This window comes from Pseudomonas protegens, assembly GCF_003363755.1.
GTDB lineage: Bacteria > Pseudomonadota > Gammaproteobacteria > Pseudomonadales > Pseudomonadaceae > Aquipseudomonas > Aquipseudomonas danubii.
In genome coordinates this window covers 2921898-2940583 of the sequence record NZ_CP031396.1, presented here as the reverse complement: position 1 = coordinate 2940583, position 18686 = coordinate 2921898, and the positions used below count along the sequence as shown (strand labels likewise).

Below are 18686 nucleotides of genomic sequence, written 5' to 3'. Positions count from 1 at the left end.
ACTGGTTTCCCGCCGCCCGAGTCCGGACGGTTTCCCGCCCCATGAGGTTGTTTCGATGAATATTCCACGCGGTTTTGCCCTGGCTACCCTGATGACCCTGGCAGCCGGTTCGGCGTTGGCCGGCGGTTTCAGCTTGAGCGATGCGGCCAACGCCATTGCCGGCATGCAGGGCGGCGACAAGGCCGCTGCCGCCGCGCCGACTTCCCAGACCGCCGGCCTGCTGGGCACCCTGGCGCAACTCAATGTCACCCCTGAGCAGGCCATCGGTGGCACCGGCGCCATGCTCGGCCTGGCGAAGAATCAACTCAGCAGCACCGACTATTCGCAACTGAGCCAAAGCGTACCGGGCCTGGACCAGCTCTCGGGTAGCAACGCCCTGGGCAGCCTGGGCGCCTTGAGCGGCCTGCTCGGCCAGTCTTCCGGCAACAGCGCCGGCCTGGGCAGCGCCCTGGGCAACGTCAAGGACACTCAAGACCTGAACAACGCCTTTGGCGCCCTGGGCATGGACAGCGGCATGATCGGCCAGTTTGCCCCGCTGATCCTGCAGTACCTGGGCCAGCAGGGCGTTGGCGGTTCCCTGCTGCAAAGCCTGGGCGGCATCTGGGGCGTGGCCAAGTAACGCGCTCCGGCTCCGGCGCCTGGCGCGCCGGGGCTTCCCCTGATTCCTGAAACAGTGGTCTTTACCTTTCCCGGAGTTTTCGCCGAATCGGGCCTGTGCTATATCTCGCGCCCCGTTTTCCAAGGAAGCTTGAACGCGATGTTCATGGATGCACTGAAGATGTCTCTGCCCGCCGACGCGGTGCTCGGTTTCATGCTCTACATGCTGGGCGCTGCCCTGGTGTTTGCCCTCTACGCGTTCATCTACACGCGCCTGACCCCCTATAACGAATTCGCCCTGATCCGCCAGGGCAACAGTGCGGCGTCAATCGCCTTGTCCGGCGCCTTGCTGGGCTTTGCCATTCCGGTGGCCAGCGCGATTTCCCATTCCATCTCGATCATAGACTTCCTGCTCTGGGCCGGCATTGCCGCGGTGGTGCAATTGCTCACGTTCCTGGTGGTCAGCCTGACCCTCAAGGGCCTGTCCCAGCGCATCGCCAACCAGGAAAATTCCGCGGCGATCCTGGTGGCTTCGGTGTCTGTCGGTGTCGGCCTGCTGAATGCGGCCTGCATGACTCCATCGGTCTGAGGGCGCCGGCATGAAACGCAGTAAAAGCGTGCGCCTGGTGCTGCTGGGCAGTGTGCCGTTCGCCCTGGTTGCCTGTGACGGCCAGCCTCAGGCAACCCGCGAAGTGCGCCAGACCCAGCATTTCAGCAGTGTCCGCGACTGCGTACTGGCACAGGTTCCGTCCGCGATCTGCCAGGACGCTTTCGATGATGCCCGCGAGCGTGGAGAGCTGATAGCGCCGCGTTATCTCGACCTGCAACGCTGTGAAGACGACTTCTTCGCGGGCAACTGCATGGTGTCCAGAGACAACCGCGCCTACGTGCCGATTGCCAAGGGCCTCGCCCTGACCACCCAGCGCACGGTGCCGGTTCAGCCCGAAGACGAACAACCCGAGCAGGCCAGCTCCAGCAGTTCGGGTGGTGGTGGTGGTGGTGGTGGTGGTGGTGGTGGTGGTCACTCCTATGGCGCCCGCGCAGGTTCCAGCTTCTGGCGCTGGATCGGCCTGGATTCCACGCCCGAGCCGCGCTATTTCAGCGAGACGCTGTACAAGGAGCGTGACGGTCGGGGCGGCTCGCAACTGAGCACCCTCAGCCAGCAGGTGGAGGCCGGCAAGACCTTCTCCGGCGCCAACGGTGGACGCTTCGGCATTTCCAGCCCGGACCACTTCACCAGCGCCGGCAATCCCCTGGCCGGTGCCCATGAAGTGGTCAGTCGTGGCGGCTTCGGTTCCTCCAGCCGCAGCAGTTGGAGCTTCGGTTCTTGAAGCGCATCCCCAGCACCCCGCGCGCGGATTGGCAGGCCACGGCGCAGCAGTTGGGCTTTGCCTTCCACGCTTTCGACGGCGAGCCGTACTGGGACGAGTCGGCCTACTACCGCTTCAGCCTGCGGCAGATCGAGGACGACCTGGAAGACCCGACCCGGGAACTGCACGAGCTGTGCATGGCCCTGGTGGCCGAAGTGGTGGACAGCGAAGCCTTGCTGGAGCGCCTGGCGATCCCTGCGGCCTTTCATGACTTGGTCCGCCAGTCGTGGAAGCAGGGCGACCCCCATCTCTACGGGCGCATGGACCTGTGCTACGACGGCAGTGGCCCGGCCAAGCTGCTGGAGACCAATTACGACACGCCGACTTCGCTGTATGAGGCGAGCTTCTTCCAGTACGTCTGGCTTGAGCAGCAGTTGCAGCGCGGGCAGTTGCCGGCTGGCTGCGATCAGTTCAACAGCATCGAGGACAAGCTGCTGCAGGCCTTTGTCCAGGGCGGCTTCAAGTCGCCGATGCACTTTGCCTCGGTGCGGGACTCGCTGGAGGATCGCGGCACCGTCGAATACCTGCGCGACATTGCCCGTCAGGCTGGCCTGGGCACGCGCCTGATCAATATCGAGGACATCGGCCTGAATGCCGGTGGGCGTTTCGTCGACCTGCTGGAGATGCCCATCGACAGCCTGTTCAAGCTCTATCCCTGGGAACAGCTGTTCACCGAAGCCTATGGCCCGGCGCTTGCCGGCAGCGGCACGCAGTTTGTCGAGCCGCCGTGGAAGGCGATTCTTTCCAACAAGGGCGCGCTGGCCCTGCTCTGGGAACGGCACGCGGGGCACCCGAACCTGCTGCCGGCGTTTATTGACGACGCCCCCTCCGCCAGCCTGGGCCCGGGCTGGGTGCGCAAGCCGTTCTTTTCCCGAGAGGGCGCCAATGTGGAAATCTGCACCGAAGGCGGTGAGCGCCTGATCGAGGCCGGGCCCTATGGCGGGCCGTGCATCCGCCAGCGGTTTCATCCGCTGCCGGTGTTTGCCGGCAACCATACGGTGATTGGCAGTTGGGTGATTGGCGATCAGCCGGCGGGGATTGGCATTCGCGAGGACCACTCGCCGATCACCAAGGACAGCAGTCGTTTCCTGCCCCACGTGATCAGCGATTGATCAGCGGCGTTCGTTCAGCAGTTCGCTGATGCGCTGGTCCTTGTCGGTCCACAGCCGGTTGACCCAGTCCTGCACCTGCTGGCGGAACGCCGGGTCGTTTTCGTAATCGCCGTGCCACAGCGCCGGGTCCAGCTCGCGGGTGCGGATGTCGATGATCACCTTGGGCACGCTGCCGCTGATCAGGTCCCAGAAACCGGGAATGCGTTGCTGGGGATAAACCACGGTCACGTCCAGCACCGCGTCCAGCTGTTCGCCCAGGGCCGCGAGGACGAAGGCCACGCCGCCGGCCTTGGGCTTGAGCAGGTGCTGGAAGGGCGAGTCTTGCTGCTGGCGCTTGGCCTCGGTGAAGCGGGTGCCTTCCAGGTAGTTGACCACGGTCACCGGCTGGCGCTTGAACAGCTCGCAGGCGGCCTTGGTGATCTCCAGGTCCTTGCCTTGCAGCTCCGGGTGCCTGGCCAGGAACGCCTTGCTGTAGCGCTTCATGAAGGGGTAGTCCAGGGCCCACCAGGCCAGACCGAGGAAGGGCACCCAGATCAGCTCCTTCTTGAGGAAGAACTTGAAGAACGGCGTGCGCCGGTTGAGGGTCTGGATCAGCGCCGGGATGTCGACCCAGGACTGGTGGTTGCTCACCACCAGGTAGGAGGTGTCGACCCGCAGGCCATCACCGCCGCGAATGTCCCAGCGGGTCGGGATGCACAGGGCGAAGATCAGCTTGTCGATTTCGGCCCAGGTCTCGGCGATCCACATCACCGCAGCCGAGGCGTAGTCCCGCAGGCGTCCCGGCAGGATTAGCTTGAGCAGGGCAAACACCATCAGCGGGCCGAACAGCACCAGGGTGTTGAGCAGCAGGAGCAGGGTGACGAAACAGCCGGTGAGCAGGCGGCGCATAAGGCACTCTTTGCAATCTTTTGGGCGCGCCATGATAAGCAGCTTCGGCGGGCAGGCCAAATTCAAGTGTGCTGACGAATGTTTCACTTGGGGGCGGGTAGGGTGTTGGGCAGGCTGGGCCTCTTCGCCGGCAAGCCGGCTCCTGCGGGGCAGCGGTAGAACCAATTCGTTGGCTGCGGTCTAAAATCCCGCTGCCCCTCTCTTCAAGGAATCCACTGTCGTGAAATCTGTCCTTGCTCTTGTTTCGCTGTTGGCGCTGCCGGTGATGGCCGCCGAGCCGACCCTGTATGGCCGTTACGAATACATCCGCCTGCCGGAAATCGGCGAAACCCTGCAGGCCAAGATGGACACCGGGGCCCTGACCGCGTCGCTGTCGGCCAAGGATATCCAGACCTTTACCCGCGACGGGGAAGACTGGGTGCGTTTCCGCCTGGCGACCAAGGATGCCGGGAACAAGGTCTACGAGCACAAGGTGGCGCGGATCAGCAAGATCAAGAGCCGCGCCGACGAGGGCGATGAGGCTGAAGAACCGCAGTCGGCCAAGCGCCCGGTGGTGGAGCTGGAGATGTGCCTGGGCAACGTCAAGCGCACGGTGGAGGTCAACCTCACCGACCGCAGCAGCTTCAACTATCCGCTGCTGATCGGTGCCAAGGCGCTGCGGGAATTCGGTGCGGCGGTGAACCCGGCGCGGCGCTACACCGCGGATAAACCCGACTGCTGATTGACGGCTTACCAGGCATCCGGCACCGTTCGCCCACTGAATTTGCGTGCTTGGATGCCATGCCCCATATCCTGATTGTCGAAGACGAAGCGGCCATTGCCGACACCCTGATCTTTGCCCTGCAAGGCGAAGGTTTCACCACCACCTGGCTGAGCCTGGGGCGTGCAGCCCTGGACTATCAGCAGGCAACCCCGGCGGACCTGATCATCCTCGATATCGGCCTGCCGGATATCAGCGGCTTCGAAACCTGCAAGCAGCTGCGGCGCTTCAGCGAGGTGCCGGTGATGTTCCTCAGCGCCCGGGACGGTGAGATCGACCGGGTGGTGGGCCTGGAAATCGGCGCCGACGATTATGTGGTCAAGCCCTTCAGCCCCCGGGAAGTGGCGGCGCGGGTCAAGGCGATCCTCAAGCGCATGGCTCCGCGAGCGGCTCCCGAGGCAGCCCCGGCGCTGTTCGTCATCGACGCCGAGCGGGTGCAGATCAGTTACCGGGCCCAGCCCCTGAGCCTGACCCGGCATGAGTTCCGCCTGCTGCAATGCCTGCTGGAGCAGCCCGAGCGGGTGTTCAGCCGCGAGCAGTTGCTCGATGCCCTGGGGGTGGTGGCGGACGTGGGCTACGAGCGCAATATCGACAGCCACATCAAGAGCCTGCGGGCCAAGCTGCGCCTGGTGGCGGCCGAGGCCGAGCCGATCCAGACCCATCGCGGCCTGGGCTACAGCTACAGCCCGAGCCACGCCTGATGACCTTGGGCATCCGCATCTTCCTGGTCTATTTGCTGTTCATCAGCCTGACCGGCTATTTCGTGCTGAGCACGGTGATGAAGGAGATCCGCCCCGGCGTGCGCCAGTCCACCGAGGAAACCCTGGTGGACACCGCCAACCTGCTGGCGGAGATCCTGCGGGACGACTTCAAGGCCGGCACCCTCAGTGAGAACCGCTGGCCGCAATTGCTGCGGGCCTATGGCGAGCGGCAACCGGCGGCGACCATCTGGGGCCTGCCGAAGAATCAGGTCAACCACCGCATCTACGTCACCGATGCCAAGGGCATCGTGGTCCTGGACTCCAGTGGCCTGGCGGTGGGCCAGGACTATTCGCGCTGGAACGACGTGTACCTGACCCTGCGCGGCCAATATGGCGCGCGTTCGTCGCGCTCGCTGGCCGACGATCCCAATTCCTCGGTGATGCACGTGGGCGCGCCGATCCGTGACAACGGCCAGATCATCGGCGTGGTCACCGTGGCCAAGCCCAACAGTTCCCTGCAGCCCTACGTCGACCGCACCGAACGCCGCCTGCTGTGGTACGGCGCCGGGCTGATTGCCATGGGCCTGCTGTTTGGCGCCTTGCTGTCCTGGTGGCTGAGCGCGGCGTTGCGACGCATGACCGCCTACGCCCTGGCGGTCAGTGAAGGGCGCCGCGCCGAGCTGCCGCACTATCGCGGCGGCGAGCTGGAGCAACTGGCAACGGCGGTGGAACACATGCGCACCCAGCTCGAAGGCAAGGCCTATGTCGAGCGCTATGTGCACACCCTGACCCACGAACTGAAGAGCCCCCTGGCGGCGATTCGCGGGGCGGCGGAACTGCTGCAGAGCGAGATGCCCCTGGAGCAGCGCCAGCGTTTCGTCGGCAATATCGACAGTGAAAGCGCGCGCATGCAGCAGTTGATCGAGCGTCTGCTGAACCTGGCGCAAGTGGAGCAGCGCCAGGGCCTGGAAGAGCGGGTGAAGGTGCCCCTGGCGCCGTTGTGCAAGGAGCTGCTGAACAGCCAGCACGGGCGTATCGAAGGCAAGCAACTGCAGGTGCAACTGCGGGTGCCGGCGGACCTGGCCTGGTCCGGCGAGCCGTTCCTGCTGCGCCAGGCCCTGGGCAACCTGCTGACCAACGCCCTGGACTTCAGCCCCGCAGGCGGCCTGCTGCGTTGCAGCGCGCAACCTGTGGAGGAGGGCGTGGAGCTGGTGCTGTTCAACCAGGGCGAGCCGATTCCGGACTATGCCCTGCCGCGCCTGTGCGAGCGTTTCTACTCGCTGCCGCGCCCGGACAGCGGACGCAAGAGCACCGGCCTGGGGCTGAATTTTGTCGAGGAAGTGGTGCAACTGCATGGCGGCCAGATGCGCATTGAGAACGTTGCGGGTGGGGTGCAGGTGACCTTGCGGCTGCCCTGAGCGGGGATTCTCCACAGAGTCTCCACATTGCCCCCATAAAACCCCCATGCCCGGGTTCCAGACTCTCGCCCATTCCAACTGGGAGAGCCTCATGAACCGTAACCTGACCTTCAAACTCGGGGCCATTGGCCTGTTGATCGTGCTGTTGCTGATACCGCTGCTGATGATCAGCGGCCTGATCGGTGAGCGCCAGAGCCTGCGCGACGGCGTGCTCGAGGATATCGCCCGCAGCTCCAGCACCCAGCAGCAGATCAGCGGCCCGGTGATGGTGGTGGACTACCGCAAGACCGTGCGCACCTGGAAAACCGACGAAAAGACCAAGAAGCGCTACCAGGAAACCAGCGAGCAGCAGGGACGGCTGTTCTTCCTGCCCGAGCATTTCGAACTGGACAGCAAGGCCCAGACCGAGCTGCGCGCCCGGGGGATCTACGAGGCGCGGCTGTTCCACGCCGACAACCACATCAGCGGCCATTTCGCCGTGCCCGAGCAGTACGGCATCAAGGAGGATTTTGCGGATTACCAGTTCGACCAGCCGTTCCTGGCGGTGGGTATCAGCGACATCCGCGGCATCGAAAACGCCCTGCAACTGCAGCTCAATGGCCAGACCCTGGACTTTGCCCCCGGCACTTTTGTCAGCTGGCTGGACGAAGGCGTGCACGTGCTGCTGCCGCCCCTGGATCTGAAGAAGAGCACCCGCCTGGACTTCGCCTTCGACCTGCGCCTGCAGGGCACCGGGCAACTGCAGGTGCTGCCGGTGGGCAAGACCAGCAAGGTGCTGCTGACGGCCAACTGGCCCCATCCGAGCTTTGTCGGCAACTACCTGCCGGTGCAGCGTGAGATTACCGAGCAGGGCTTTTCGGCGCTCTGGCAGACCTCGTTCTTCTCCACCAACCTGGAGCAGGCCATGGAGCGCTGCGCCTACAGCAGCCAATGCCAGGACTTCAACAGCCGCAGCTTTGGCGTGAGCTTCATCGACCCGGTGGACCAGTACCTGAAAAGCGACCGGGCGATCAAATACGCGCTGCTGTTCATCGGCCTGACCTTTGCCGGCTTCTTTCTCTTCGAGGTGCTCAAGAGCCTGTCGGTGCACCCGATCCAGTACGCCCTGGTGGGCGTGGCACTGGCGTTCTTCTACCTGTTGCTGCTGTCGCTGTCGGAGCACCTGGGTTTCGAACTGGCCTACGGCGTGTCGGCGGCGGCCTGTGTCGGATTGATCGGTTTCTATGTCAGCCATGTGCTGCACAGCTGGCGTAACGGCGCAGTGTTCGCGCTCTCGCTGGCGGCCTTGTACGGCTTGCTCTATGGCCTGCTCAGCGCCGAGGACTATGCGCTGCTGATGGGCTCGCTGTTGCTGTTCGGCCTGCTGGGCGTGTTCATGGTGCTGACCCGCAAGCTGGACTGGTATGGCCTGGGCCAGCGCAAGGAACCGGCCCCCCTGCAGTTCGACCTGGAGGCCATCCATGAGTAAGTCACTGGGCTTGCGTGAGGACCAGCGTCAGCGCGAGCGCCTGACGCAGCGGATTGGCCTGTTGTTTCCACCGGAGGCGTGGTGGCGGGTGCGCCAGCAAGCTGCTCCCCGTGCTACAGGAGCCGGCTTGCCGGCGAACAGGGCCGAGCGCCTGACCGATTAGGCCGGCGGTCGGGTCTCCAGCATCGACGGCCGCTGACTGACCTCGAAGTACCAGGCCGCGAGCCCGGGCTGTTGCTGGCGCCACTCCAGGTCCGGATGGCGGAAGTCCAGGTAAGCCAGGGCACAGGCGACGCTGATGGCAGCCACGTCGAAGTGGCTGGCCAGCTCGGCCAGCGCCTGCGCCTCAAGCACTGCCAGGGCCCGTCGGATCTTGTCGCGCTGGCCTTCGAGCCACGGCGCCCAGTGGTGTTCCGGTGGCCGCAGGGTCAGCTCGTAACGCACCAGCACTGCCGCCTCCAGGATCCCGTCGGCCAGGGCCGCCAGGGTCAGGCGCCGCCAGCGGGCCGAACCCTCTTGGGGAATCAGTGGGTTGCCGACATGTTGCTGGTCCAGGTACTCGAGGATCACCCGGCTGTCGTAGAGCACCTGGCCGTTGGCCAGGCGCAGGGCAGGAATCTTGCCCAGGGGGTTGTCCTGGTTCAGCGCGTTGTCCGGGTTTACCGGGGTCAGTTGGCAGGCTTGCAGGGCCACACGGTCGAGCTGCCCGGTTTCGTGCAGCAGCACCATGATTTTGCGTACGTAAGGTGATGCCCGGTTGTGGAACAGCGTCATGCTTGGGGTAGACATGAATATTCCTCGCGGTTGGGAACGGAGCACAGGCTCGCGGCCCGAGGATCTTAGCGCAGCCTGTGGCACTGGCCACAGGGGCGGCACAAGAGACAGACAAGGAGCGATGAATGCGCAGGTCCTATCTTTTGCACGGGCTGTACAGTCTGGCCCTGACCCTGTTGGGTGGGCTGGCGGTGTACCTGGCCCTGCAGTACGAGTTCCGCCGCAAGGGCGAGGGTGAGCCTGAGCTGATCATGGCGTTTGCCCACATGGCCTGGTACTGGGCGCTGCCGGCGCTGGCCCTGCCGGCCCTGGGGTGTGGACTGCTGGGCCTGCGTGGCCCAGAGCCGGTGACCCGGCCCTGGCGCTGGAGCCTGGCGGCGAGCTATGTGCCGCTGCTGGGGCTGGCGCTGTTTTGCGTACTGGTCGCGGCTGAGGCGCTGCTGGAAAACCGCGTGTTCATTCCGGTGCTGCTGATCAGCCTGGGGCTGTCGGTGTATCTGTGGCGCGGTTTCCCCTCGGCAGCCGTCAAGCCGCTCGCCCGCGGCTGAACAAGCCCCGCAGGGCGATCAGCGCCGGCAGGCCCAGGCCGAGCCAGCTCAGGCTGTCCCAGATCCCATCCCCCAGCAGCGCCGCGAACAGGCCGCCGGCGCTGAGCAGGGCCAGGGCCAGCGGCGCCCTGAAGACTTTCCAGAAGTTCGATTGCCGGGGCTTCATGGGCGCACCTGCGCAACCGACTTCGCAGCACGCCGCCGGACTGTCCACAGGTACAGGCCACTGCCCAGGACAATGATGGTCAGCCCATCCATGGTTGCCCACAGCACCTTCATCGGCATGCCGCCGTAGTCACCGAAGTGCAGCGGCTGGGACATGCCCATGGCATCCATGTACCAGGGGCGCGTGCCCACGGCGGTGACCTGCAGGGTGCTGGCGTCGATCAGCACCGGGGTCAGCAGGTGCGAAGTCAGGTGGCTGCTGCCCTTGAGGAACACCGCGTAGTGGTGCTCGCTGGAGAAGCGCGTACCGGGGAAGGCGATGAAGTCCGGCTGCATGCCTGGGGCTGCTTCCCGGGCGATGTCCAGCAGGCGGCTGGCGGGAGCCAGCGCGGTCAGGGGCGGGGCGTCGCGGTAGGGTGCGACCATGGCGCTGAGGCTGTCGTTGCGCCAGGCGGCGATGATCAGGTCGGCGCAGGCGCTGATGACCCCGGTCACCCCCACCACCAGGGCCCAGGTCAGGGTGACCACGCCAATCAGGTTGTGCAGGTCGAGCCAGCGCAGGCGGCTGGATTTGTCCTGGCGCACGCTGGCGAATTTCAAGCGGCGCATGAACGGCAGATAGAGCACGGTGCCAGAGATGATCGCCAGCACGAAGAGGATGCCCATGAAGGCCAGCAGCAGCTTGCCCGGCAGCCCGGCGAACATGTCCACATGCAGGCGCAGCATGACCATCATCAGCCCGCCGTTGGCCGAGGGCATGGCCACGGCTTCGCCGGTGCGGGCGTCGAGCATGAAGGTGTGGGAGGAATTGGGCTCGGTGCCGGCGGTCTTGGCCATGATCGCCATCACACCGTTGGGCTCGTCTTCGTCCCAGCCGAAGTACTGCATGACTTCCCCCGGGCGGTGAGCTTCGGCGGCCTTGACCAGCTGTTGCAGGTCCAGGCGCGGGGTGTCGGCGGGCAGCTCCCGCAGTTGTGGCGCGTCACCCAGCAGGTGGTCGATCTCGTGGTGGAAGATCAGCGGCAGGCCGGTGAGCGCGAGCAGCAGCAGAAATACCGTGCAGATCAGGCTGCTCCAGGTGTGGATAAAGGACCAGCGGCGGATTGTCTTGCTTTTCATTTCTTAGCCTTCAGGCACACCAAGGCCGTCCTTGTCGGACGGCCTGGTTGTTAATTCAGCCGATTACCATTGATAGGTGGCGCTGGCGACCACGCTGCGCTGATCGCCGAAATAGCAGTAGGAACCATCGCAGGTGGACAGGTAGTCCTTGTCGAACAGGTTGGTGGCGTTGAGTTTCAGCGACGCCCCTTTGAGGCTGTTGTCCAGGCGACCGAGGTCGTAATGCACGGCAGCGTCGAACACCGTGTAGGCGTCGGCCTTGCCCAGCCAGGTGTTGGCCTGGTCGCCATAGGTATTGCCGGTGTAGCGGGCGCCGGCACCGATGCCGAAACCGTCGAGTACGCCGGAGTGCCAGGTGTAGTCCGTCCACAGGGAGGCTTGCTGGTTGGGCATCAGTTGCAGGCGGTTGCCTTTGTGGATGCCTTTTTGTACCTCGGACTTGGCCAGGGTGTAGGCCGCGATGACCTTGAGGTTTTCGGTCACGTCAGACACGGCTTCCAGCTCCAGGCCTTTGACCTTCACTTCGCCGGTCTGGTTGGTGATCGATTCGCCTCCTGCCCCGATGCTGGTGACCAGGACATTCTTCTGGGTCAGGTCGTAGACCGCCGCACTCAGCAGCGTGTTCGAACCCGGTGGTTGATACTTGATGCCCAGCTCCCACTGGCTACCTTCCGTGGGTTTATACGATTCGGTCGGTGAAACGCTGGCGTTGCTCGCTGGCTGGAAGGATTCGGCGTAGGAAATGTACGGCACGACACCTGAGTCGAACACATAGCTGAGCGCCGCATTGCCACTGAAGTTCTTGCTGCGATCAGTGTTGGTCGCGTCTTTCTTGTTGAGGTAGGTGGTGCCTTGGTGCACCCAGTCCTCACGGCCACCCAGGGTCAGGCGCCAGTTGTCCAGGGCCATCTGGTCCTGGACGTAGAGGCCGGTCTGAATGGTTTTCTGGTCGTAGTCGTAGTAAGCGTCGGTGCGCGAAGGACGAACAATCGGCTGGCCATAGACCGGGTTGAAGATATTGGTTTTGCCCCCGTCGCCATAGATCGACAGGTACGAAGTGCTGGTGCGCTGGTGGTCCAGGCCGATGAGCACGGTGTGGTCGATGTCGCCGGTGGCGAAGTTGGCCTGGAAGTTGTTGTCGACCGCGAACTGGCCGATGTCTTCGTTGACGTTGGTCGAGGTCCGGCTGATGTTGCCCGCCGCATCAGCCGGGGAGTAGGCATAGGAACCCACGGTCAACTGCTGGAAGGACAGCTCCGATTTGGTGTAGCGCAGGTTCTGACGGAACTGCCATACATCGTTGAAGCGGTGCTCGAAGGCGTAGCCCAGGGCGTAGTAGGTGCGGTCGTAGAACTCGTAGTCCGGGTCACCCAGGTTCTTGTGATGGGAGACCTCGCCCAGTGGCGACTTGATCTTGGTGCCCTGGATCGGCATGAACTGGCTGGTGGCACCGGTATCGTCGCGGGTGAACTGCGTGAGCAGGGTCAGCTTGGTATCCGTATCGATGTTCCAGGTCAGGCTGGGGGCAATGTTGTAGCGCTTGTTGTCGATGTGGTCGACCTGGGTGCCGGCATCGCGCACCACGCCGCTGAGCCCATAGAGGAACTGGCCTTCGTCGTCGATCTTGCCGGTGCTGGCGAAGTTGATCTGGCGGTAGTTGTCGCTGCCGTACTGGATCTGCACGGCATGGCTGGTGTCTGCGCTGGGGCGGCGGCTGACCATGTCCAGCAGGCCACCCGGCGGGGTCTGGCCATACACCGAGGACGCCGGGCCGCGCAGCAGGGCCAGGCGGTCGAGGTTCCAGGTTTCCGCTTTCGGGTTGGCATACACACCGCGGGGCAGGGGCAAGCCGTCGAGGAACTGTGTGGGTTCGAAGCCCCGTACACGCATCCAGTCATAGCGGGTGTCGCTGCCGTAGCTGGCAGAAACAATCCCGGGCATGTAACGCACGGCATCGTCGAGGTTCTGGACGTTGCGGTCTTCCATCTGCTGGCGGGTAGCGACGGAAATCGAGCGCGGAGCCTCAACCAGCGAGGTGTCGGTCTTGGTGCCGGCGGCGGTACGTGTGGCGAGGTAACCGTCGACCGGGCCCCAGGCACTCTCGCCAGCCAGCTGGCCAGTGATATTGGTTTCCGGCAAGGTCACCACGCCTTCCGGTGCCGCCACCAGGCTGTAGGTGCCGGCGCTGCTGTGCTCCAGTTGCAAGCCGGTGCCGCGCAGGGCTTCGCGCAAGGCGCCCGGGGCGTCGAACTGGCCATTGACTGGAGCCGAGGTCTTGCCCGCCGCCAGGGCCGGATTCAGGCTCAGGGCCAGGCCAGCCTGACTGGCAATCTGGTTCAGGGTGCTGGCCAGGGGCGCTGCTGGCAGGTTGTAGGCGCGCACGCTGCTGGCCTGTTCGGCGGCCATCAGCGCTGGGCTGGTCAGGGGGGCGCTGAGCGTGATGGCAACGGCCAAGAGACTGGGGCGCAACAGAGTGTCTAGCGGGCGGTACATACGGCGGCTCCTGAATGGAAATGTTTCGCAATTGCCTAGGTGCCGGACGAGATTGGAAAAGTGATAGGGCAGATTGAAAATAATTTAGATTTAGATTGATTGAGGTTAATTCGCTGGCAAGCCAGCTCCTACGGGATCTGTGTAGGAGCGGGCTTGCTGGCGAAGTCCACGACACCGACCTCAGCGCTTGGCGTCAGCCTTGGCCACCACCGTCACCCACCAGTCGGTGTGCCGCTCGATCTTCACGGGCAGGGTCGGCAGCAGGGCATTGAGGGCCAGGTCGGTGTCCTGCAACGGGAAGCTGCCGGTGATCCGCAGGTCGGCCACTTCCGGGGCCACGCCCAGGTGACCGCGGCGATAACGGCCCAGCTCAGCGATCAGGTCACCGAGGCGGGCGTTGTCCACCACCAACATGCCTCGGGTCCAGGCATCGGCGCCCAGGTTCAGCGCCTGCAACGGCCCGAGACCGTCGCGGCGCATCAGCACTTGTTGGCCTTCCTTGAACACCTGCTCGTCCTGGCCGGCTTCCGGCCGTGCCGCCACCGCCGATTGCAGCACGCCGAGGCGGGTGCCCTGGTCTTCACGCTTGACCAGGAAGCGCGTACCCAGGGCACGCATCCGGCCGTCGCGGGTTTCGACGATGAAGGGGCGACTGTCGTTGTGCCCGGTCTCGATGAGGATTTCGCCTTCCTGGAGAACGATTCGGCGCTGCTTCTCATCGAAGCGCACATCCAGCGCACTGTGGGTATTGAGGTTGATCACCGTGCCGTCTGTCAGGCGTAGGGTGCGTTGCTCACCGGTGGCGGTGCGCTGGTCGGCCAGCCAGTAGTCCACCGGCAGGTAGCGCTCGCTGGCAAACAGCGCCAGCCCCGCCACCAGCACCACGCTGGCGACTCCGCGTCCCAGTTTGCGCACGCGCCGGCGCAGGCCTTCGCGAGATTGCACCAAGGCATTGCGGGCCGGGCCGGCCGCCACGCTAAAGCGCTGGTCGAGCATGCCCAACTGGCGCCAGGCGCGGGCGTGTTCTTCATGGGCGGCATGCCATTTGGCGAACTCTTCGCGCTCCACGGCACTGGCGCCGCCGTCCAGGGACAGTTGCCAGGCAATGGCGGCGTCCAGCACCCGGGCGGACACCGGCTTGGAGCTGATGGGGGTCATACCGGCTCCCCGTACAGGGCGATGTAGCACTGGCGGATGCCCTGGGCCAGGTACTGACGCACCCGTGGCACCGAGACCCCCAGGCGTTCGGCGATCTCGGCGTGGCTCAGGCCGTCGAGGCGGTTATAGAGGAAGGCCATGCGCGCCTTGCTGGAGAGTTTGCCCAACAGGCGGTCGATGGCCTTGAGGTCTTCGAGGATCATCTGCTGCTCTTCCGGCGACGGTTGTTCGCCTTCGGGGATCAACATCAGTTCACTGAGGTAGGCCTGTTCCAGGGCGGCGCGGCGGAAGTAGTCGAACAGCAGGCCCTTGGCGATGGCCACCAGAAAGGCCCTGGGTTCCCGTGGAGCCTTGAGTTCATCGCGGCCCAGCAGGCGCACGAAGGTGTCCTGGCTCAGGTCCTCGGCCCGTTGAGCGCAGGCAACGTTGCGCCGCAGCCAGGCCAATAGCCAACGGCGATGGTCGCGATACAACGCACCAACCAGCTCATTGTGGGGGCTTTGGACTGACGACAACGGGGCTCACCGATCGAGAAGTTTAAAATAACGAGAACTATTCGCGATTGTGGCAGAGGCGAAACACAGGCGCAATTGGCGCTGGTCGGCTGCTCTTTCCCGAGGGTTGCACGCTTTTTTCTGATGTGGCGAGGGAGCCTGTGCCCTCGCTACGGTCAATTGCCGCGGATCAGAACGAGTGTGCCTGCTGGCGGCGTTTCCATTGGCTGAGGCGCTGTTGCAGGTTCAGCGGGCTGTCAATCTGCTGCTGGCGGGCACGGTTGAACAGGATCAGTGCCAGCTCTGCGGTGGCCAGGGCGTCGGCCGCTGCGTGGTGACGCTCGGCCACTTGCAGCTTGAACACGTTGATCCAGTCATCCAGGCCGGCCTCACGGAAAGCGGCCTTGGGACAGAGCATGGGCGCCATGTCCGCCACGTCGAGGAAACTGTGCTGCAGGCGATAGCCCAGGCTGTCCTTGAGTGCCCGACCGAGCATGTGCTGGTCGAAGGGGGCATGAAACGCCAGGAGCGGGCTGTCACCGACGAACTCCATGAAGTCCAGCAGAGCCTCCACCGGATCGCAGCCGGCGGCGATGGCGCTGGGCCCCAGGCCATGGATCAGCACGCTGGGGCTGAGCTTGTGGCCTTCACGCTGCAGGGTGCGTTCGAACTGCTGGCTGAAGTCGATGGCACCGTCCTCGATCACCACCGCGCCGATGGACAGCACCTGATCGCGGTTGAGGTTGAGGCCGGTGGTTTCCAGGTCCACCACCACCCAGCGTTGCTCTCGCAGGCTGCACTCACCCAGCTCGGTGAACGCGGGCAGGCGGTCGCGGCGTTGTTGCTGTTGGGCCGTCAGGACGCTGACGGCGGGACGGAACCAGGCAAACAGGCTCATGACTGATAGCTCATAACTGGTAGCGCAGGGCCAGGCTGCTTTGCAGGCGCTGGGCCTGGCGCAGGGACTCGCGCAGGATGCGTCGGTCCAGGTGATTGAGGCTGTCGGGGTCGACCCGATTGGAATAGGGCTGGTTCTCCCGGGTCTGGCGTTGATGTTGCTGCATGCGGGTCTGCTGGATGAAGTGGTAGGCCTCTTCATAAGCGGCGCCGTCCAGGGGCTCGATGACCTGCTTGGACACCAGCTGGCGCAGACGCTCCAGGGTGTTGATGGCGCCGATGCCGTTGGCCAGGGCCAGCAGCCGGGCGCCATCGACGAAGGGGGTGAGGCCCTGGACCTTGAGGTCGAGGGTGGCTTTTTCGCCGTTCTTTTTGGCCAGGACGAATTCGCGGAAGCGGCCCACGGGCGGGCGCTGGCGCAAGGCGTTTTCCGCCAGCATGCGCTGGAACAGACGGTTGTCGCCGACTTGGTCGAGGATGGCCCGGCGCAGTTGTTCGGCGCCTTGTTCATCGCCCCAGACCACCCGCAGATCGAAATAGATGCTCGAACCCAGCAGGTTCTCCGGCGTTGCCTCGCGGATGAAGGCGGCAAAGCGTCGGGCCCATTCGGCTCGGGACAGGCACAGCTCGGGGTTGCCGGCCATGATGTTGCCCTTGCACAGGGTAAAGCCGCACAGCGCCAGGCTCTGGTTGATCTGCTGGGCGATGGGCAGCAGCTTGCCGCGGATCTCGGCGGCGTGGGCCGCGTCTCGGGCCTCGAACAGGATGCCGTTGTCCTGGTCGGTGTGCAGGGTCTGTTCGCGCCGGCCTTCGCTGCCGAAGCACAACCAGCTGAAGGGCACGCCGGGGTCGCCCTTGTCCGCCAGGGTCAACTCGATCACCCGGCATACGGTGTGATCGTTGAGCAGGGTGATGATGTGGGTGATCTGGGTCGACGACGCACCGTGGGCCAGCATGCGCTCCACCAGTTGGCCGATCTCGCCTCGCAGCGCCACCAGGTGTTCCACCCGGGGAGCATTGCGGATGGTTCGCGCCAGGTGCACCAGATCGACCCGTTGCAGGGAAAACAGGTCGCGCTCGGAGACCACGCCGCACAGGCGCTGGTCTTTCACCAGGCAGACGTGGGCGATATGGCGCTCGGTCATGGCGATGGCGGCGTCGAAGGCACTGTGGTCCGGGCTGAGGAAGAAAGGGGCCTGGGTCATGTGCTGTTCGATGGGCTGGTTGAGGTCCTGGGTGCGGTCGGCGACGACCTGGCGCAGGTCCCTCAGGGTGAAGATCCCCAGGGGCGCCTTGTGCTCGTCCACCACCACGATGCTGCCGACTTGTTGCTCATGCATCAGCGCCACGGCCTCACGCAGCGGCATCTGTGGGGCGCAGGCGACCGGATGACGCATGGCCAGTTCGCCCAGGCGGGTGTTCAGCGAGTATTGGGTGCCAAGGGTTTCCACGGCCTTTTGCTTGACCTGCTGATTGACCTGATCCAGCAGGCTGCTGACCCCGCGCAAGGCGAAATCGCGGAACTCGTCGGACAAGGCGAAGAGTTTGATGAAGGCGCTCTTGTTCAATTGCAGGCAGAAGGTGTCTTCGGCGGCCCGGTGTTCGGTGCGGGTGGCGCGTTCGCCCAGCAGTGCAGCCAGGGGAAAACATTCGCCGGTGGTGATTTCGAAGGTGGTTTCGGTGCTGCCCTTGGCGGCGTGGGTGCGTTCGCCCACCACGCGTCCCTGCTTGACGATATAGAAGTGCTCAACCGGGCCGTCGGCGGGCTTGATGATGCTGTCGCCGGGCCCGTAGAAACGCAGCTGGCATTGTTCCACCAGATAGGCCAGGTGGAGGTTTTCCATCTGGTTGAAGGGCGGGAACCGCTGCAGGAACTGCACGGTCCCCTGGATGTTCTGCAACACCGCGGTCTTCCCTGCCTGGGTGAAGGCGTCCGCTTTACTCATAACGATTACCGCAGTCTTTTTGGATTTGTTGTGGTCGGATCACGGCAATGGTCGGACTCCCAGCGCGAGGTGCCCATTGGACGTAAGTCTAGGTAGCGGCCGGAGCCCGGACATTTGGCTTTGAGCGGCGTTTAATCAATGCAAAAAAGCTCTGATCAAGGCTCTTGGCAATTTTTCCGACGAAGTGCACATTGGAGGTCTGCTTAGCGATGTCTGACCAATGTGCTAGGGGATTGATCTGTTCATGTAGAGAAATGTATGCCCGACCACGATATTTTGAGTGACGCCGAGCGCGAGGCGCTGAGTGCAGTCATGCTGGAGCCGGATCTGCCGGCCCAGCGGGTATTGATTGCCGATGACGACAAGGATGCACGGGAACTGCTGGCGGAAATTCTTGGCCTGGATGGTATCCGTTGCATCACGGCTGCCAGCGGCAAGGCCGCTCTTGAATTACTCGAATCGAACAAGTCCATCGGCCTGCTGATCACCGATCTGCGCATGGCGCCCTGCAGTGGTCTTGACCTGATTCGCCAGGTGCGGGAATCGGAACGGGCGGCGCTGCCGATCATCATCATTTCCGGTGACGCCGATGTGCGCGACGCCATCGCTGCCATGCACTTGAGCGTGGTGGACTTCCTGCTCAAACCCATCGACACCGGCAAGTTGCTGGCCCTGGTCAAACACGAACTGGGTGTCATTCACTGAGCTGCAAGCGCCGAGTCAGGGCGACACACTAAAAAGCCCCGGCGGACCGGGGCTTTTTGTCTGTTGCCAGGCG

General features: G+C 64.2%; 20 protein-coding genes. 11 read left to right on the top strand and 9 right to left on the bottom strand.

Annotation, left to right across the window (positions count from 1 at the left end):
- Nucleotides 1-55 precede the first annotated feature (55 nt).
- The 4 genes from DWF74_RS13170 (at nucleotide 56) to DWF74_RS13155 (ending at nucleotide 3079) form a co-directional block, all read left to right on the top strand.
- Entirely contained in the window at nucleotides 56-619 is a 564-nt protein-coding gene (locus DWF74_RS13170) for a DUF2780 domain-containing protein (protein WP_102861979.1), read from the top strand.
- A 138-nt stretch (nucleotides 620-757) separates the two neighbouring features.
- Nucleotides 758-1186, top strand: coding sequence for a DUF350 domain-containing protein (locus tag DWF74_RS13165; protein ID WP_016963056.1), 429 nt, complete (start codon nucleotides 758-760; stop codon nucleotides 1184-1186).
- 10 nt (nucleotides 1187-1196) lie between these two features.
- Nucleotides 1197-1928 (top strand): DUF1190 domain-containing protein, encoded by a 732-nt coding sequence (locus DWF74_RS13160; RefSeq protein ID WP_115581099.1) that lies wholly within the window; start codon nucleotides 1197-1199, stop codon nucleotides 1926-1928.
- Nucleotides 1925-3079, top strand: a complete 1155-nt coding sequence (locus tag DWF74_RS13155; protein ID WP_115581098.1) for a glutathionylspermidine synthase family protein — start codon at nucleotides 1925-1927, stop codon at nucleotides 3077-3079. The genes DWF74_RS13160 and DWF74_RS13155 overlap by 4 nt, the downstream gene beginning before the upstream one ends.
- Here the strand turns inward: DWF74_RS13155 and DWF74_RS13150 are convergent, their stop codons facing one another.
- A complete protein-coding gene (locus DWF74_RS13150) occupies nucleotides 3080-3967 on the bottom strand; it encodes an acyltransferase (RefSeq protein ID WP_115581097.1) in 888 nt (295 codons plus the stop codon). It lies immediately after the preceding gene.
- A 220-nt stretch (nucleotides 3968-4187) separates the two neighbouring features.
- Here DWF74_RS13150 and DWF74_RS13145 point away from each other — a divergent pair, with 220 nt between their 5' ends.
- The 5 genes from DWF74_RS13145 (at nucleotide 4188) to DWF74_RS30430 (ending at nucleotide 8477) form a co-directional block, all read left to right on the top strand.
- Complete coding sequence (locus DWF74_RS13145; RefSeq protein WP_102861975.1) at nucleotides 4188-4688, top strand: ATP-dependent zinc protease family protein; 501 nt, start codon at nucleotides 4188-4190, stop codon at nucleotides 4686-4688.
- 59 nt (nucleotides 4689-4747) lie between these two features.
- The gene (gene creB / locus DWF74_RS13140) at nucleotides 4748-5428 is read left to right on the top strand and encodes a two-component system response regulator CreB (RefSeq protein WP_115582443.1); all 681 of its coding nucleotides are present in this window, start codon (nucleotides 4748-4750) and stop codon (nucleotides 5426-5428) included.
- A complete protein-coding gene (gene creC, locus DWF74_RS13135; protein WP_115581096.1) occupies nucleotides 5428-6846 on the top strand; it encodes a two-component system sensor histidine kinase CreC in 1419 nt (472 codons plus the stop codon). Before creB ends, creC begins: the two co-directional genes overlap by 1 nt.
- 91 nt (nucleotides 6847-6937) lie before the next feature.
- A complete protein-coding gene (creD, locus tag DWF74_RS13130) occupies nucleotides 6938-8314 on the top strand; it encodes a cell envelope integrity protein CreD (protein ID WP_240322048.1) in 1377 nt (458 codons plus the stop codon).
- Complete coding sequence (locus DWF74_RS30430) at nucleotides 8307-8477, top strand: hypothetical protein (RefSeq protein ID WP_162884044.1); 171 nt, start codon at nucleotides 8307-8309, stop codon at nucleotides 8475-8477. The genes creD and DWF74_RS30430 overlap by 8 nt, the downstream gene beginning before the upstream one ends.
- Here DWF74_RS30430 and DWF74_RS13125 read toward each other — a convergent pair.
- The gene (locus DWF74_RS13125) at nucleotides 8474-9103 is read right to left on the bottom strand and encodes a glutathione S-transferase (RefSeq protein WP_115581094.1); all 630 of its coding nucleotides are present in this window, start codon (nucleotides 9101-9103) and stop codon (nucleotides 8474-8476) included. The two genes, DWF74_RS30430 and DWF74_RS13125, sit on opposite strands and share 4 nt — an antisense overlap.
- Nucleotides 9104-9213: 110 nt before the next feature.
- On the opposite strand from DWF74_RS13125, the gene DWF74_RS13120 reads away from it, so the two are divergent.
- Nucleotides 9214-9636, top strand: a complete 423-nt coding sequence (locus DWF74_RS13120) for a hypothetical protein (protein ID WP_115581093.1) — start codon at nucleotides 9214-9216, stop codon at nucleotides 9634-9636.
- On the opposite strand, the gene DWF74_RS13115 is transcribed toward DWF74_RS13120, so the two are convergent.
- The 7 genes from DWF74_RS13115 to DWF74_RS13085 all read right to left on the bottom strand — a co-directional run bounded on the left by DWF74_RS13115 (nucleotide 9614) and on the right by DWF74_RS13085 (nucleotide 17908).
- Complete coding sequence (locus DWF74_RS13115) at nucleotides 9614-9802, bottom strand: hypothetical protein (RefSeq protein ID WP_102861970.1); 189 nt, start codon at nucleotides 9800-9802, stop codon at nucleotides 9614-9616. The genes DWF74_RS13120 and DWF74_RS13115 overlap by 23 nt on opposite strands.
- Nucleotides 9799-10920 carry a PepSY-associated TM helix domain-containing protein gene (locus DWF74_RS13110; protein ID WP_102861969.1) on the bottom strand — a complete coding sequence of 374 codons (1122 nt, stop codon included), beginning with the start codon at nucleotides 10918-10920 and terminating at the stop codon, nucleotides 9799-9801. The genes DWF74_RS13115 and DWF74_RS13110 overlap by 4 nt, the downstream gene beginning before the upstream one ends.
- 63 nt (nucleotides 10921-10983) lie before the next feature.
- Entirely contained in the window at nucleotides 10984-13413 is a 2430-nt protein-coding gene (locus tag DWF74_RS13105; RefSeq protein WP_115581092.1) for a TonB-dependent siderophore receptor, read from the bottom strand.
- Between the two features lie 180 nt (nucleotides 13414-13593).
- Entirely contained in the window at nucleotides 13594-14571 is a 978-nt protein-coding gene (locus DWF74_RS13100; protein WP_115581091.1) for a FecR domain-containing protein, read from the bottom strand.
- Nucleotides 14568-15086 (bottom strand): RNA polymerase sigma factor, encoded by a 519-nt coding sequence (locus DWF74_RS13095; RefSeq protein ID WP_102861966.1) that lies wholly within the window; start codon nucleotides 15084-15086, stop codon nucleotides 14568-14570. The genes DWF74_RS13100 and DWF74_RS13095 overlap by 4 nt, the downstream gene beginning before the upstream one ends.
- A 169-nt stretch (nucleotides 15087-15255) precedes the next feature.
- On the bottom strand, nucleotides 15256-15963 hold the full coding sequence (locus tag DWF74_RS13090) for a 3'-5' exonuclease (protein ID WP_115581090.1): 708 nt from the start codon (nucleotides 15961-15963) through the stop codon (nucleotides 15256-15258).
- A 10-nt stretch (nucleotides 15964-15973) separates the two neighbouring features.
- On the bottom strand, nucleotides 15974-17908 hold the full coding sequence (locus DWF74_RS13085) for a putative nucleotidyltransferase substrate binding domain-containing protein (protein WP_284450953.1): 1935 nt from the start codon (nucleotides 17906-17908) through the stop codon (nucleotides 15974-15976).
- 258 nt (nucleotides 17909-18166) lie between these two features.
- Here DWF74_RS13085 and DWF74_RS13080 point away from each other — a divergent pair, with 258 nt between their 5' ends.
- A complete protein-coding gene (locus DWF74_RS13080) occupies nucleotides 18167-18613 on the top strand; it encodes a response regulator (protein WP_102861963.1) in 447 nt (148 codons plus the stop codon).
- Nucleotides 18614-18686: the final 73 nt, after the last annotated feature.

What these genes read in the sequence shown, in the direction of transcription:
- creC (WP_115581096.1), top strand. Translation starts at nt 5,428, where the DNA reads ATGACCTTGGGCATCCGCATCTTCCTGGTCTATTTGCTGTTCATCAGC.
- DWF74_RS13090 (WP_115581090.1), bottom strand. Translation starts at nt 15,963, where the DNA reads ATGAGCCTGTTTGCCTGGTTCCGTCCCGCCGTCAGCGTCCTGACGGCC.
- DWF74_RS13100 (WP_115581091.1), bottom strand. Translation starts at nt 14,571, where the DNA reads ATGACCCCCATCAGCTCCAAGCCGGTGTCCGCCCGGGTGCTGGACGCC.
- DWF74_RS13165 (WP_016963056.1), top strand. Translation starts at nt 758, where the DNA reads ATGTTCATGGATGCACTGAAGATGTCTCTGCCCGCCGACGCGGTGCTC.
- DWF74_RS13150 (WP_115581097.1), bottom strand. Translation starts at nt 3,967, where the DNA reads ATGCGCCGCCTGCTCACCGGCTGTTTCGTCACCCTGCTCCTGCTGCTC.
- creB (WP_115582443.1), top strand. Translation starts at nt 4,748, where the DNA reads ATGCCCCATATCCTGATTGTCGAAGACGAAGCGGCCATTGCCGACACC.
- DWF74_RS13120 (WP_115581093.1), top strand. Translation starts at nt 9,214, where the DNA reads ATGCGCAGGTCCTATCTTTTGCACGGGCTGTACAGTCTGGCCCTGACC.
- DWF74_RS30430 (WP_162884044.1), top strand. Translation starts at nt 8,307, where the DNA reads ATGAGTAAGTCACTGGGCTTGCGTGAGGACCAGCGTCAGCGCGAGCGC.
- DWF74_RS13085 (WP_284450953.1), bottom strand. Translation starts at nt 17,908, where the DNA reads ATGAGTAAAGCGGACGCCTTCACCCAGGCAGGGAAGACCGCGGTGTTG.
- DWF74_RS13160 (WP_115581099.1), top strand. Translation starts at nt 1,197, where the DNA reads ATGAAACGCAGTAAAAGCGTGCGCCTGGTGCTGCTGGGCAGTGTGCCG.
- DWF74_RS13115 (WP_102861970.1), bottom strand. Translation starts at nt 9,802, where the DNA reads ATGAAGCCCCGGCAATCGAACTTCTGGAAAGTCTTCAGGGCGCCGCTG.
- DWF74_RS13105 (WP_115581092.1), bottom strand. Translation starts at nt 13,413, where the DNA reads ATGTACCGCCCGCTAGACACTCTGTTGCGCCCCAGTCTCTTGGCCGTT.
- DWF74_RS13110 (WP_102861969.1), bottom strand. Translation starts at nt 10,920, where the DNA reads ATGAAAAGCAAGACAATCCGCCGCTGGTCCTTTATCCACACCTGGAGC.
- DWF74_RS13080 (WP_102861963.1), top strand. Translation starts at nt 18,167, where the DNA reads ATGCCCGACCACGATATTTTGAGTGACGCCGAGCGCGAGGCGCTGAGT.
- creD (WP_240322048.1), top strand. Translation starts at nt 6,938, where the DNA reads ATGAACCGTAACCTGACCTTCAAACTCGGGGCCATTGGCCTGTTGATC.
- DWF74_RS13170 (WP_102861979.1), top strand. Translation starts at nt 56, where the DNA reads ATGAATATTCCACGCGGTTTTGCCCTGGCTACCCTGATGACCCTGGCA.
- DWF74_RS13125 (WP_115581094.1), bottom strand. Translation starts at nt 9,103, where the DNA reads ATGTCTACCCCAAGCATGACGCTGTTCCACAACCGGGCATCACCTTAC.